Genomic DNA, 12,752 nt, shown 5'->3' with positions numbered 1-12,752 from the left:
CCTCGCAGCGCGCCGACACCACGACCGCCGCGCCGGACGCGTCGGCGAGCTCGGCGGGCACCGGCGCCGCCGGGACGACCGAGGGCGCGGGCCCGGGCACGCTCCCGGGCCACGGCCCCTCCCGCGGCTCGGCCGGGGCGAGGTCGCCGACCGGGACGCGGACGACCCGCTCGCCCGGCCCGCGCCCGCCCACCAGCACCGGCCGCGCGATCCCGCGGTGGCCGAGGAGCGCCTGGATCCGGTCGGCGGCCCGCGCGATGCGGTCGGTGACGGTGGTGCGCCCCCAGTCCCGCTCCTGCCTGCGGTGGTTGGGGAGGTGGTGGGGGGGCGCCACCCCCCCGCACGTCCCGCCGCCCTGTGGGTCCCCCCCCCCCGGCCCCCCGGCCGGCCGGTGGGCCGACAGCTGCCACCGCACCCGCTCGGCGACGGCCAGCGCCGACAGGCCGTCGTGCCGCCACAGCCGCCGCAGGACGTGCCCGTCGGCGAACCCGACCGCGACCTCCAGCCGCACGCACGCCAGCCCGCCCGCGGCGAGGCCCTCGTGCAGCTCGCCCGCCAGCCGCTTCGCCGCGAACACGACCCGCTCCGCCTGCTCGGCGGGCGGGTCGAAGCCGCCGCGCACCGACAGGTCGGCGGCGGCGCGGGCCGGCGCGAGCGGGCGCGGCTCCTCGCCCCGCGCCAGCCGGTGCGCGAGCGCCCCGTCGGTCCCGAAGCGGCCCGCGACGTGCCCGGACGGCAGCGCCGCGAAGTCGCCGAGGGTCGTGACGCCGAGCCGCCGGAGCAGGTCGGCCAGCTCCGGCCGGTCGAGCACCGACAGCGGGTACGGCGCGAGGAACGCCGCCGCGCCGCCCTCCGGCACCACGACGCCGCCCTGCCCGGCGCGCGCCGCGAGCTCGGCCGCGAACAGCCCGTCCGCGACCCCCGACCCGCAGTCGTGGCCGGCCTCGACGACCGTGTCCTGCACCAGGACGCGCAGCGCCTCCTCGCCCCCGTAGAACCGGGCCGGGCCGCGCGCCGGGATGGCGCACAGGCCCGGCCGCACCACCTCCACGCGCGGCGTCAGCTCCGCGACCGCCTGCGCCACCGCCTCGAAGCGGCGTCCCTCCGCGTCGGTGTCGCGCTCGCGCACCACCAGTTCCGGGCACCGCCGCTGGGCATCGCGGATCCGCTGCCCGCGCCGCACCCCCTCGGCCCGGGCCGCCGCCGAGCAGGCCGCCACCTGTCCCCGCACGACCACCGCGCCCGGGGCCGCCGCATCGATGCCGACCGCGGTGACCGGCCAGTCGGGGCACCACGCCGCCAGGACCCTGGTCACGCGATCCCCTCCTCGGCCGGCACCCGCACGAGCGGCGGCGGGCCCGACGGCCGCGGATGGACGGGCGCGCCCGCCGCCACGGCGCCGGGCACGAGCTCCAGCGGCGGCCGCGCGGTCTCCACCGGCCGGACGGTGCCGTCGGGCGCGGGGAGCCACAGGCTCGCGCGGCGGCCGGCGCCGGGGGCGTCGCGCCCCTCGGCGACGACCTGGACGCGGCGGCCGGTGAGCCTGCCGTGCCCGCCGGCGAGCCCCTCCCAGACCGGGTCCTCCACACGGAGGCGGAGCCGGGTGCCGGGCCAGTCGCGGGCGAAAGCGCCGGTCAGCGTGAGGACGCAGCCGTGCTTGCGGGCCAGCGCCGACAGCCGGCGGACCGCGGCGGCGCCGGGACGCTCCGGCGGGCACAGCAGGACCAGCTCGACGGCTTCGGCCAGGGCGGCGACCACGTCCGGCCAGCGGTCGCCGGGCTCGTCGACGAGCAGCAGCCGCTCGGGCGCGGCGCCCATGCCCGCCGCGGCGGCCACGCCGAACCCCGGCAGGCCGACGACCGCGCACCAGCCGCCGGCGCCGTCCTCGCCGCCGTGCCGGGACACGCCCGCGGCGAGGGCGAGGCCGAGGGAGGCGGCGCCGGGACCGTCCAGGCCGACGACCGAGCCGGGGCGCAGCCCGCCGCCGGGGACCACGGTCCGCAGGGCGGGCAGCACCGGCACGGTCCCCGGTCCGGCGCCCGTGAGCGCCGCCGGGCCGGTGTCCTCCAGCGCCGCCGCAAGATCCCGCAGGGCCGCCTCCGGCACGCTCGCCCTCCTCTCGCATCCTCCCGCACAAATCTCGAACATGAGTTCGACCTGTGTCAAGTTGTCGCAGGTCACGCCGGGGGGCCGGGCACGTCCGAAAGCCCGATAGGGCCGGGCTTCACGGCATTTTGGGCATGATGGAGATATGACGACCGATGTGCCGACCATCGAATGGACGGGCGACGCCCTGCGCCTGCTGGACCAGACCGTCCTGCCCCACCGGGTGGAGTTCCTCGCGGTCCGCGACGTCGACGCGCTCGTCGAGGCGATCCGGCGGCTGGTGGTGCGGGGCGCCCCCGCGCTGGGCGTGGCGGGCGCGTTCGGCGTCGCCGTCGCGGTGCGCCAGGCCGAGCGCGAGGGCTGGGACGCCGCCGGGCGCGACGCCGCGATCGCCCGGGTCCGGGAGGCCCGCCCCACGGCGGTGAACCTGGCCGCCGGGGTGGACCGGGTCCTGCCGTTCGTCGCGCAGGGCGCCGACGCGGTGGCGGCCGAGGCCCAGGCCCTGCTCGACGAGGACGTGCGCGGCAACCGGGCCATCGGGGCCTTCGGCGCCGACTGGATCCTGGCCCGGGCGGGGGACCGGCCCCTGCGCGTGCTGACGCACTGCAACGCCGGCTCGCTCGCCACCGCCGGCTGGGGGACGGCCCTCGGCGTCGTCCGGGAACTGCACGGCCGGGGACGCGTCGAGATCGTCTACGCGGACGAGACCCGCCCCCTGCTGCAGGGCGCGCGGCTCACCGCGTGGGAGCTCGACCAAGCCGGGATCCCCTGCGTGGTGCAGGCGGACGGGGCCGCGCCGAGCACCGTCCTGCGCGGGCTGGTGGACGTCGCGGTCATCGGCGCCGACCGGATCGCCGCCAACGGCGACACCGCCAACAAGATCGGCTCGGTCGGCGTGGCGCTGGCCTGCCGGGAGGCCGGGATCCCGCTGGTGGTCGCCGCGCCGTGGAGCACGGTCGACCTCGCGCTCCCCGACGGCGCGGGCGTGCCGATCGAGGAGCGCGACGCCGGGGAGGTCCTGGCCTGGGGCGGCGCGCGGACCGCCCCGGAGGGGGTGGGCGCGTACAACCCCGCGTTCGACGTGACGCCCGCCCGCCTCGTGACCGCGCTGGTCACCGAGACGGGCGTGCTGGAGGTCTCGGCGGGCGCCACGCCCGCTGCCGCCGCCGCGTCCCGGGTCTAGCTCCGCGGACGGGTCAGAAGTACGTGCCGAACAGGTCCGTGGACGGCCAGGTCGTCACCGCGTTCGCGACCTTGTGCAGCGGGGCGCTGAAGTCGTCGTACTCGTAGGTGAGCCCGGAGGGGTCGTCGCGCTGGTCGAACAGCAGCGCCCAGGTCACGCCGTCGTAGCGGCGCGTCACGATCGTGCTGGTTCCGTCGAGCGCGCCGGAGTGCCAGGTGTTCCGGCCGCCCGTCACGTCGCGCACGTACCAGCCGAAGCCGTAGTAGGACCCGCCCGAGTTCAGGCCCGTCTCCGGCTTGGCGAAGATCGAGGCGATCGAGGAGGAGTTCAGCACGCTCGTCCCGCCGTCGTGGATCCGGGTGAAGCGCACGTAGTCGACGGCGGACGCGAGCCAGCCGCCCATCGCGGTGCGGTTCTCCACGTTGAACGTGCCGTAGGGGGCGGGGAGGGTCGTCCCGGCCGCGTCGAACACCGACGGGCCGGTCCGCTGCGAGAAGTAGGGCACCTCCCCGGGCGCGCGGTCGGCCTTCAGCGACCGGCCGGGCCGCATCCGGGTGATCCCCATGGGGCCCAGCACGCTCTGCTGGACGTACTGCTCGTAGCCCATGCCCGCGGCCTTGGCGATGATCTGGCCGAGGAGCAGGTAGCCGTAGTTGCTGTAGGCGAACGTGGTGCCGGGGTCGTGGTCGAGCTTCAGGCCCGTCCCGTACTGGACCATGTGCTCCCGGGTGATCGGCAGCGGAACGCCCAGCAGCTGCGCCGTGGCCCGGTCGCGGTAGGTCGGGTCGCCGGAGACGTCGCGGTCCCAGCCGCCGAGGTGCTGCAGCAGCCGCCGCACCGTCACCTGCGCGAGGCGCGGGTCGGCGGACTGGCCGGGCGGCGGCGTCAGCGTCAGCAGGTCGGTCACGGGCGCCGACAGGCTGAGCCTGCCGTCCTGGACGAGCCGGGCGACCGCCGTCGCCGTGACGGCCTTGCTGAGGCTGGCGAGCCGGAACAGCGACGTCGGCTGGACGCTCAGCGCCGCGTCGTCGCTCCAGGTGTAGCCGCGCGCGAGCACGAGCTTGCCCTTGCGCATGACGGCGAGCGACCCGCACGGGATGTTCCGGGCCTGCATCAGCGACTTGACGGCGCTGTCGAAGCCGCCGAGCCCGGCGCCCGCCGTCCCGGAGACCCGCCACGTCCGCGTGCCCGCCCGCGTCGCCGCCCGCTGGGTCGCCGTGCCGCATCCGCCGGCGAGCGCGGGCGCCGCGAGGCCGAGCCCCGCGGATCCCACGAGCCTGCCGAAGTCCCGCCGACTGAGCCCCTGCGCCATCGCGTCCCCTCCAGATCACCCGCCCCCACAAGATCCAAATGGGGTGCGCGGGGAAACTAACATGATCTTGAGGCGAGGTGGCCGGTTTCCGGCGGGAACGCCTTCCGGGTCACTCCTCCGGGGTGAGGGTGCGGGTGGCGGCGCGCAGTCCCTCGAACAGGCGGGCCTCCTGCTCCCTGGCGGCGCGGACGTCGCGGTCCGTGAACAGCGCGTCGTTCAGCCCGGGCAGCCGCTGCGTGGCGTAGCCGGTGTCGATCCCGGGCGCGTAGATCTGGTGCCGGTACCAGGGGCGGCCCGGCAGCCCGGCCCGCGCCAGCAGATCCCGCTCCGTCTGCATGATCTTGTCGTTGAGGCGGCGGAACGCGGCCGTGTCGCCCTCGCGCAGTGCCTCCCCAGCGCGCGCCTGGAGCGCCTCCGCCGCCCGCTGCCAGGCCCCGGCCTGCGCGATGTCGCGCGAGACGTCCACGACCACGGACCCGAGCCGCCTGCGCTGCTCGGCGGTGAAGTCGGCGAGGTACCGGGCCGTCTCCTGCGCGTACGGGCGGTAGCCCATCGCGATCACGTCGGCGTTGGCGAGCCGCAGCGTCGCGATGCCGGCCAGCCGCGCCATCGCCGCGTGGTACTCCCAGGACGGGTCGCCGAAGTGCTCCATCCAGTAGAAGTCGTCGCAGGAGCAGTGGTAGTTCCCGGACGATCCCGGCGACGCGGCGCCGACGTCCATGGCGGGCACCCCGTACCGCTGGAAGAACGCCTGGAAGTCCGAGCCGCCGCCGATGCGGTCGATCGGGGTCTCGCCGGCGTTCTGCGCCTTCCACGCCTCGTACAGCGTCCCGTCCGTACCGGGCCAGAGCACCTCCCTGGAGGCGTCGATGACCGAGCGGTCCAGCGCGGGCGTCGCCGACGCGCCGAAATGCGACCCTCCGGCGCCGTCCATGTTCACGTAGGCGACGGTGTTGCGGAGCAGGTCCGCGCGCTGCTCGGCGTACTCGGTGGAGCCGAACAGCCCGTACTCCTCGCCGTCCCACGTGGCCAGGACGACCGTGCGCTTAGGACGCCACCCCTCCTTGAGCAGCGTCCCCAGGGCGCGCCCCACCTGGAGAACGTTCTCGGTGCCCGACAGGTTGTCGCTGCTGCCGTACACCCAGGAGTCGTGGTGCGCGCCGAGCATGACCTCCTGCTCGGGGTGCTCGCTGCCGGGGATCCGCACGATGACGTCCCACAGCGGGCGCACCTGGAAGGTGTTCTTCACATCCAGGTGCGCCTGCGTCCCGCCCGGCCCGAAGCGGTACGTGAACGGAAGGCCGCCCTGCCATTCCTTCGGCACCTCCTTGCCCTTCAACGCGCGCAGCAGCGGTTCGGCCGCGCCGTAGGAGATGGGCGTGGTCGGGACCAGCCCCTTCAGCATCGGCGCCTCCGACGGCGGGACGCGCCGCGCGCCCTTCACCGACGGCCAGCCGGGCGTCTGGGGGTCCCCGGCCGCGAGCTGGATCTGCGCGATGCTGCCGCGCTGGATGCCGTCGGAGGCGCGCCACGGCCCGGCCGGGTACACCGGGCCGCGCGCGGACCCGTCGTCGGCCGGGTCGGAGTAGATGAGCACCGCCTTGGCGCCGCGCCGGGCCGCCTCGCGCGGTTTGATGCCGCGGAACACCGCCCCGTACCGGACGAGGACGATCTTGCCCTTGACCGAGACGCCGTTCCTCGCGAGCAGCGCGAAGTCCTCGGGGCGGCCGTAGTTGGCGTAGACGACCTCGCCCCGCACGTTCCCGGACGGCGACATGCCGTTGTGGGAGGGGACGACCTGGTCGTAGAACCGCTGCCAGGGCCGCGGCCTCTCCTTGACCGGCAGGGTCCGGTGCCGCGGCGCCGTCATCTCGACCCGCACCCGCTCCGGCATGGACAGGTAGGCGTAGTACGTCCTGACCTCGGGCTTCAGGCCGTAGGACCGGAGGCGGGCGACGATCCGCCCGACGCGGTGCCGGTCACCGGTCGTGGTGGCCAGCGCGGGCTCGCGCGCCAGCTCGGCGTCCAGGTCGCGGGCCGTCCGCGCGGACGGGACGGCCGACAGCAGCCGCTCGTACCGGCGCTGCCACTGCGCGCTCTTCGCGGTGAAGCCCGCGATCGGACCGTCCTTCGCCGGGGCGGGGGGCGAGGCCGCGGCCGGAGCGGCCGCGAGCGCGAGGACGACGGACAGGACGGGGCCGCCGGCCGCGGCCAGTGCCCGGGTTCGGGAGCGGAACACCGGTGATACCTCCCAGTACGCGTTGTATGGGTGCTGGTGTACGGGTGCGCCCGGAACGTATGTCGTGATCACGGGAAGATCCAGAACGTCTGCCGGATCCGGCCATCCCACCGGGCCGATCGGGCACCATGGTGGGCGTGCCGGCCTCCCCGAACCCACCCGCCACGCCGCGTCCGGCGGAGCTGGAGGCGGTGCTGGAACGGATCACCTACGCCAACGAGGACACCGGCTACACCGTCGCGCGCGTCACGACCGCCAAGAGCGGGCCCGACCTGCTCACCGTCGTGGGCGCGCTGCTCGGCGCGCAGGTGGGGGAGAGCCTGCGCCTGGTGGGGCGGTGGCGCTCGCATCCGAAGTACGGCAAGCAGTTCGAGGTCGACTCCTACACGACCGTCCTGCCGGCGACGATCCAGGGCATCCGCCGCTACCTCGGCTCCGGCATGATCAAGGGCATCGGCCCGGTGATGGCCGACCGGATGGTCGGGCACTTCGGCACCGACATCCTGCGCGTCATCGAGGAGGAGCCGGAGCGGCTCGTCGAGGTCCAGGGCCTCGGCCCCAAGCGCACCAAGCGCATCGGGGACGCCTGGCAGGAGCAGAAGGCCATCAAGGAGGTCATGGTCTTCCTGCAGGGCGTCGGCGTCTCCACGTCCCTGGCCGTCCGCGTCTACAAGCAGTACGGGGACGCCTCGATCGACACCGTCCGCAAGCGGCCCTACCAGCTCGCCTCGGACGTGTGGGGCATCGGGTTCAAGACCGCCGACACCATCGCGCAGGCCGTCGGCATCCCGCACGACAGCCCCGAGCGCATCAAGGCGGGCCTGCAGTACACGCTGTCGGAGGCCGCCGACGACGGGCACTGCTTCCTGCCCGAGCCCAACCTCGTCACCGCGGCGGAGAAGATCCTCGGCGTCGGGCGGGAGCTGATCGTCCCGGCGCTCGACGAGCTGGCGGGCGAGGAGGGCGTCGTCCGGGAGCCGATCCCGGGGGACGGCGACGACGCCGCGACGATCCCCGCCGTGTACCTCGTCCCGTTCCACCGGGCCGAACGCTCCCTGGCCCGCGGGCTGCTGGAGCTGCTCGACGCGCCCGCCGACCGGCTCAAGGCGTTCGCCGACGTCGACTGGGGCAAGGCGCTGCCGTGGCTGAAGCGGCGCACCGGCCAGGCCCTCGCCCCCGAGCAGGAGGACGCGGTCAAGCTCGCGCTGACGTCCAAGGTGGCCGTGCTGACCGGCGGCCCCGGCTGCGGCAAGAGCTTCACCGTCCGCTCGGTGGTGGAGCTGGCCGCCGCCAAGAACGCCAAGATCGTGCTGGTGGCGCCGACCGGCCGGGCGGCCAAGCGCCTCGCCGAGCTGACCGGCCACGAGGCCGCGACCGTGCACCGCCTGCTCCAGCTCCAGCCGGGCGGCGACCCCAGGTTCGACCAGGACAACCCCCTGGACGCCGACCTGGTCGTCGTCGACGAGTGCTCCATGGTCGACCTCATCCTGGCCAACAAGCTGGTGAAGGCGATCCCGCGCGGCGCGCACCTGCTGCTCGTCGGGGACGTCGACCAGCTCCCCTCCGTCGGCGCGGGCGAGGTGCTGGCCGACCTGCTCGGCGCCGAGGCCGTCCCGCGCGTCCGGCTGACGAAGATCTTCCGGCAGGCCCAGCAGTCGGGCATCGTCGTCAACGCGCACCGCGTCAACTCCGGCGAGCACCCCCACACCCGCGGCTACCCCGACTTCTTCCTGTTCCCCTGCGACGAGCAGGACGAGGCCGCCGAGCTGACGGTCGACGTGGTCGCCCACCGCATCCCGCGCAGGTTCGGCCTCGACCCGCGCCGCGACGTCCAGGTCCTCGCCCCCATGCACCGGGGCGCCGCCGGGGCGGGCACGCTGAACTCGCTGCTGCAGGAGGCGCTGACCCCGCACGACGACGCCCGTCCCGAGCGCCGCTACGGCGGCCGCGTGTTCCGCGTCGGCGACAAGGTCACCCAGCTCCGCAACAACTACGACAAGGGCGAGGCCGGCGTCTTCAACGGCACCGTCGGCGTCGTCACGTCCGTGTCCCAGGAAGAGCAGTCACTGACCGTCGTGACCGACGAGGACGAGAGCGTCGACTACGCCTTCGACGAGCTGGACGAGCTCGCCCACGCGTACGCGATCACGATCCACCGCTCGCAGGGCAGCGAGTACCCGGCCGTCGTCATCCCGCTCACCACCGGCGCGTGGATGATGCTGCGCCGCAACCTGCTCTACACCGGCATCACCCGGGCCAAGAAGCTGGTGGTCCTCGTCGGGTCGCGCCGGGCCCTGGCCGCCGCCGTCCGCACCGCCGGCGCCGGCCGCCGCCACACCGCCCTCACCCACCGCCTGTCTCAGAGGTAACGGGCCAGTTCCCAGGGGTCGTGGGCGCAGAAGATCTCGATGTCGCCGCCGCGCGCCAGGTCCCGCAGCCGGGCCACGTTCGCGAGGCGCAGCTCCCGGTCGACCTCGCCGCCCGCCTGGACGAGCTCCATCAGCGGGTGCACGACCGGGTCGGGGCGGTCGACCTCCCCGTGGTACATGTACGCGTCGCCCGCGTGCAGCAGCCAGCGGTCGCCGTCGCGGACCGCCACGCCCGCGTGGCCCGGCGTGTGGCCGCCGAGGGGGACCAGCAGGACGTCCTCGGGCACGCCCTCCAGCGACCGGACGCCCTCGAAGCCGTGCCAGGTCTCGCCTTCGGCGCCCGCGTAGGCGACCCACTCCGGGCCGTGGGCGAGCTGGGCCGGGGTCTTGCCTCCGTCGGCGAGCTCCGCCTCGAACAGGTGGACCGCCGCGTCCGGGAAGTCGCTCAGCCCGCCCGCGTGGTCGCGGTGCAGGTGCGTGGGGACGACGTGCCGGACGTCGGCCGCCGCGTACCCGAGCGCCTCGATCTGCCGGACGGCCGTCGCGGACGGGTCGAGGGTCGGCCCCGCCATCTCCACCCAGTCGTCCAGCAGCCGCTCGGACGGGCGCTCGATGTCGCCGAGCCCGATGCCGGCGTCCACGAGCACGAGGCCGGCCGAGTCGGTCTCCACCAGCAGCACGTGGCCCACGGCCCGCGCGGGCCGCAGCGGGCTCTCCGGCCCGTCGGCCGGTTCGATCTCCCGCATGGGAGCGCAGTCGAGATGGCGGACGCGCATGGGGTTCTCCTTCAGAGCAGGTCGCCGAGCTGGCGGGTGACCTCGTGGATGACGGACACGTCGCGCCGGACGCGGGCCAGCATGACCGCGCCCTGGACCGACGACAGGACGAGCGCGGCCAGCGGATCGGCGCGCTCGTCTGGCACGCCCCAGCCGCGCAGGGCGGCCGCGATGCCGTCCTGCCACTCGGTGTAGGTGCCGTCGCAGGCGGCGCGGATGGTCTCGCTCTCGGCGGCCGTCTCCAGCGCCACCGTTGCGACCGGGCACCCCTTGCCGAAGCCGGACTCCAGCAGCGCGTTCGCGAAGTGGTCGCCGAGGGCCGCGAGGCCGGCCCGGCCGTCCGGCGCGGCGATCAGGGCGCCCGCGAGCGCCTCGCCTACCGCGCGGCCGGAGAGCGCGACCGACTCCGACGCGAGCTGCTCCTTGCCGTCCGGGAAGTGGAAGTACAGCGAGCCCTTCGGCGCCCCGCTCTCCGCGAGGACCTGGTTGAGTCCGGTGCCGTGGTAGCCCTGCCGCTGGAACAGCTCCGCCGCCGTCCGCAGCACGCGCTCGCGCGTCTCGCCCCGAGGTGTCATGGGGCGATACTAGGTAGACTGGTCTAGTACGTCAACGCCGGAGCGCGGCGTGCAGCGCCTCCATCGCCCCGGCGATCCGCGCGCGCGGCTCCGCGGTGCGGACCAGGCCGTCCTCGCCCACGTCCGGCCGGGTCACCGGGATGCGCGCGCACGCGGCCTCGACGATCTCGGTGCCCGCGTAGCCGAGCACCTTGCGCAGCGAGGCGTGCGCGTCGCCGCCGCCCGTGGGCGCCGAGGGGGAGGCCACGTTCAGCCAGGCGACGGGCTTCTCGTAGATCTCGCCGCCGCCGATCGTCCAGTCGAGCAGGTTCTTGAACGAGCCGGGCAGCGCGCCCGCGTACTCAGGGGTGCAGATCAGCAGGGCGTCCGCGGCGCCGATCGCCGCGCGCAGCCCCGCGACGGCCGGGTGCGGCGGCTCGCGGTCGTCGTCGGGGTTGAAGTGCGGCAGGTCGCCCATGCCGGCGTAGAGCGTCGCGTCGAGCCCGTCCGGCGCCACCGCCCGCGCGGTGCGCAGCGCCGCCTCGTTCGTGGACCCCTTGCGCAGGCTCCCGCAGAGCATCAGCACGTTCGTCATGATCGTCAGGCTACGCGTCAGTCTCCGACGGTCAGCCGGTCGAGGCGCAGGCCCGTGAAGGCGTCGGCGGTGACGCCCCGGGCGCGCTCGGACCAGACCAGGTGGTCGTGGCGGGACCACAGCGGCATCGCGGGCATGTCGCGCAGCAGGGCGCTCTCGGCGAGGCGCGCGGGGACCACGCCCTCCTCCGGGGTGGCCGCGCGCTCGGCCTCGGTGAGGAGGCCGGTCGCGTACTCGTCGTCGAGACCGGTTCCGGCGTCCAGCAGCGGCGCCAGCGCCGCGACGGGCGCGGGGTAGGCGGCGATGGTGTGGACGACGAAGGGGCCGTCCACCTCGCGGGACTCCACGGCCTCGCGCAGGTCGGCGACGGGACGGGGGCGGGCGTCGAGCTTCAGTTCCCTGCCGAGCTGGCCGGCGACGGCCTTCACCCACGCGTCGTCGCCCCGGCCCGCCTCATACCAGAGGTTCAGCGGGCCCTTCAGCCCGCCCGCGTCGGCGAGCGCGGCGGCCGCCGCCTTGGAGTCGTGGACGCACAACCGGCACTGCCCCTCGCGGTGGCCGGGGCGGATGCCCGGCGCGACGAGCGAGTCGGCGGGGGAGTACTGGTGGCCGAGGGGCCCCTCGGTGACGGCGGACCGGTCGATCGCCATCGACAGCGCCGTCCGGACGGTCGGGGACGACAGCCGCTCCAGCCGGGCCGGGAACGCCAGGAAGGTGACGTCGCGGCCGGGGACCGCGAGGTGCCGGTCGCCGAAGTCGGCCTCCATCGACTCGTGCCGGTCCGGCGGCACGAGCGTGGCGACGTCGAGGTCGCCGGCGCCGGCGGCGGTGTACTGGCGCTTCGCGTCCGGCATCGCCCTGACGACCACGGACCGGCCCTCGCCCGACCGGCGGCGCAGGACGATCTCCCGCGCGCTCCGGGACGTCACCCGGAAGGGCCCGTTGCCGACCGGGGCGCGGCCGTAGGACGCCCAGTCGCGCGACGCCAGGACGCTCTCGGGCATCGGGAAGAACGCCGGGTCGCCGAGGAGGGCGGGGAACCCGCTGAGCGGGCGGTCCAGCGTCACCTCGAAGGTCCGGTCGTCCTTCACCTTCAGGCCCGGGACTTCGTCCTCGCCCGCGCGGGCGCCCTCGACCCGGGCGACGTCGGTGAACAGGCGCGACCCGGCCCAGCGCTCGCGCAGCACGGCCGTCCAGGCGCCGGTGAACGAGCGGGACGTGACGGTCGAGCCGTCCTGGAAGGTCGCGCCGGGGCGGAGCCGGACGGTCCAGACGCGCCGGTCCGGGCTGGTGACCGACTCGGCGGCGGCGTTCGCGGGCGCGCCGGTCTTCGCGTCGTAGGAGACCAGGCCCGTCCACACCGCGTTGGCGATCATCCGGCCGGAGGCGTCGCGGACATCGCCGGGCAGCAGCGTCGCGGGGGCCGGGGCGCCGACCGAGATCCGCGGGTCGGCGGGCTCGCTCCACGCCTTCAGGGCCGCGACCGGCGCCACCAGCACCGCCACGGCGCCGGCGACGAGGGCGGCGGTGCGGGCTGAGCTCTTCACTGGCCTCTCCCGGGAGCTGGGCGGTCCCAGGGGAGGGTAGACCACGGTGTCAGGTCCCACCAGTCCTCACG

At 75.4% G+C, this 12,752-nt stretch carries 10 protein-coding genes; 2 read left to right on the top strand and 8 right to left on the bottom strand.

The features are described from left to right. On the bottom strand, nt 1-1,315 hold a 1,315-nt coding region (locus AB0C87_RS41285), incomplete at its 3' end, for a DNA polymerase Y family protein (RefSeq protein ID WP_360582000.1). Further along, the gene (locus tag AB0C87_RS41280) at nt 1,312-2,106 is read right to left on the bottom strand and encodes a hypothetical protein (RefSeq protein ID WP_353835956.1); all 795 of its coding nucleotides are present in this window, start codon (nt 2,104-2,106) and stop codon (nt 1,312-1,314) included. The genes AB0C87_RS41285 and AB0C87_RS41280, both read right to left, overlap by 4 nt. Nucleotides 2,107-2,251: 145 nt before the next feature. Between AB0C87_RS41280 and mtnA the strand changes: the two genes are divergently transcribed. Further along, nucleotides 2,252-3,289 carry an S-methyl-5-thioribose-1-phosphate isomerase gene (gene mtnA / locus AB0C87_RS41275; protein WP_360581998.1) on the top strand — a complete coding sequence of 346 codons (1,038 nt, stop codon included), beginning with the start codon at nt 2,252-2,254 and terminating at the stop codon, nt 3,287-3,289. A 13-nt stretch (nt 3,290-3,302) separates the two neighbouring features. Here mtnA and AB0C87_RS41270 read toward each other — a convergent pair whose 3' ends face one another. Together AB0C87_RS41270 and AB0C87_RS41265 are read right to left on the bottom strand one after the other, a co-directional pair. Then, on the bottom strand, nt 3,303-4,601 hold the full coding sequence (locus AB0C87_RS41270) for a serine hydrolase domain-containing protein (RefSeq protein WP_345182466.1): 1,299 nt from the start codon (nt 4,599-4,601) through the stop codon (nt 3,303-3,305). 109 nt (nt 4,602-4,710) lie between these two features. Further along, on the bottom strand, nt 4,711-6,840 hold the full coding sequence (locus AB0C87_RS41265) for a M28 family peptidase (protein ID WP_360581995.1): 2,130 nt from the start codon (nt 6,838-6,840) through the stop codon (nt 4,711-4,713). A gap of 128 nt (nt 6,841-6,968) precedes the next feature. Between AB0C87_RS41265 and AB0C87_RS41260 the strand changes: the two genes are divergently transcribed. Continuing rightward, nucleotides 6,969-9,209, top strand: a complete 2,241-nt coding sequence (locus AB0C87_RS41260; protein ID WP_360581993.1) for an ATP-dependent RecD-like DNA helicase — start codon at nt 6,969-6,971, stop codon at nt 9,207-9,209. Here the strand turns inward: AB0C87_RS41260 and AB0C87_RS41255 are convergent. Genes AB0C87_RS41255 through AB0C87_RS41240 form a run of 4 tightly spaced genes read right to left on the bottom strand, consistent with a single transcriptional unit; the run spans nt 9,200 to nt 12,681 of the window. After that, nucleotides 9,200-9,985 (bottom strand): MBL fold metallo-hydrolase, encoded by a 786-nt coding sequence (locus AB0C87_RS41255; protein ID WP_345182472.1) that lies wholly within the window; start codon nt 9,983-9,985, stop codon nt 9,200-9,202. The genes AB0C87_RS41260 and AB0C87_RS41255 overlap by 10 nt on opposite strands. An 11-nt stretch (nt 9,986-9,996) precedes the next feature. Next, nucleotides 9,997-10,560, bottom strand: coding sequence for a TetR family transcriptional regulator (locus AB0C87_RS41250; protein ID WP_353834764.1), 564 nt, complete (start codon nt 10,558-10,560; stop codon nt 9,997-9,999). 31 nt (nt 10,561-10,591) lie between these two features. Then, nucleotides 10,592-11,134 carry an NAD(P)H-dependent oxidoreductase gene (locus AB0C87_RS41245; RefSeq protein WP_360581991.1) on the bottom strand — a complete coding sequence of 181 codons (543 nt, stop codon included), beginning with the start codon at nt 11,132-11,134 and terminating at the stop codon, nt 10,592-10,594. 17 nt (nt 11,135-11,151) lie between these two features. Continuing rightward, complete coding sequence (locus tag AB0C87_RS41240) at nt 11,152-12,681, bottom strand: ABC transporter substrate-binding protein (RefSeq protein WP_353834762.1); 1,530 nt, start codon at nt 12,679-12,681, stop codon at nt 11,152-11,154. Between the last annotated feature and the right edge of the window lie 71 nt (nt 12,682-12,752).

The sequence above is a fragment of the Actinomadura sp. NPDC048021 genome, from assembly GCF_040653135.1.
Classification (GTDB): Bacteria; Actinomycetota; Actinomycetes; order Streptosporangiales; family Streptosporangiaceae; genus Spirillospora; species Spirillospora verrucosospora.
The sequence above is the reverse complement of the archived record's forward strand: the minus strand, read 5'-3'. Positions and strand labels throughout refer to the sequence as shown.

Excerpts from the sequence above, each read along its gene's own strand:
- mtnA (WP_360581998.1), top strand. The coding sequence starts at position 2,252 with ATGACGACCGATGTGCCGACCATCGAATGGACGGGCGACGCCCTGCGC.
- AB0C87_RS41270 (WP_345182466.1), bottom strand. The coding sequence starts at position 4,601 with ATGGCGCAGGGGCTCAGTCGGCGGGACTTCGGCAGGCTCGTGGGATCC.
- AB0C87_RS41260 (WP_360581993.1), top strand. The coding sequence starts at position 6,969 with ATGGTGGGCGTGCCGGCCTCCCCGAACCCACCCGCCACGCCGCGTCCG.
- AB0C87_RS41255 (WP_345182472.1), bottom strand. The coding sequence starts at position 9,985 with ATGCGCGTCCGCCATCTCGACTGCGCTCCCATGCGGGAGATCGAACCG.
- AB0C87_RS41250 (WP_353834764.1), bottom strand. The coding sequence starts at position 10,560 with ATGACACCTCGGGGCGAGACGCGCGAGCGCGTGCTGCGGACGGCGGCG.
- AB0C87_RS41245 (WP_360581991.1), bottom strand. The coding sequence starts at position 11,134 with ATGACGAACGTGCTGATGCTCTGCGGGAGCCTGCGCAAGGGGTCCACG.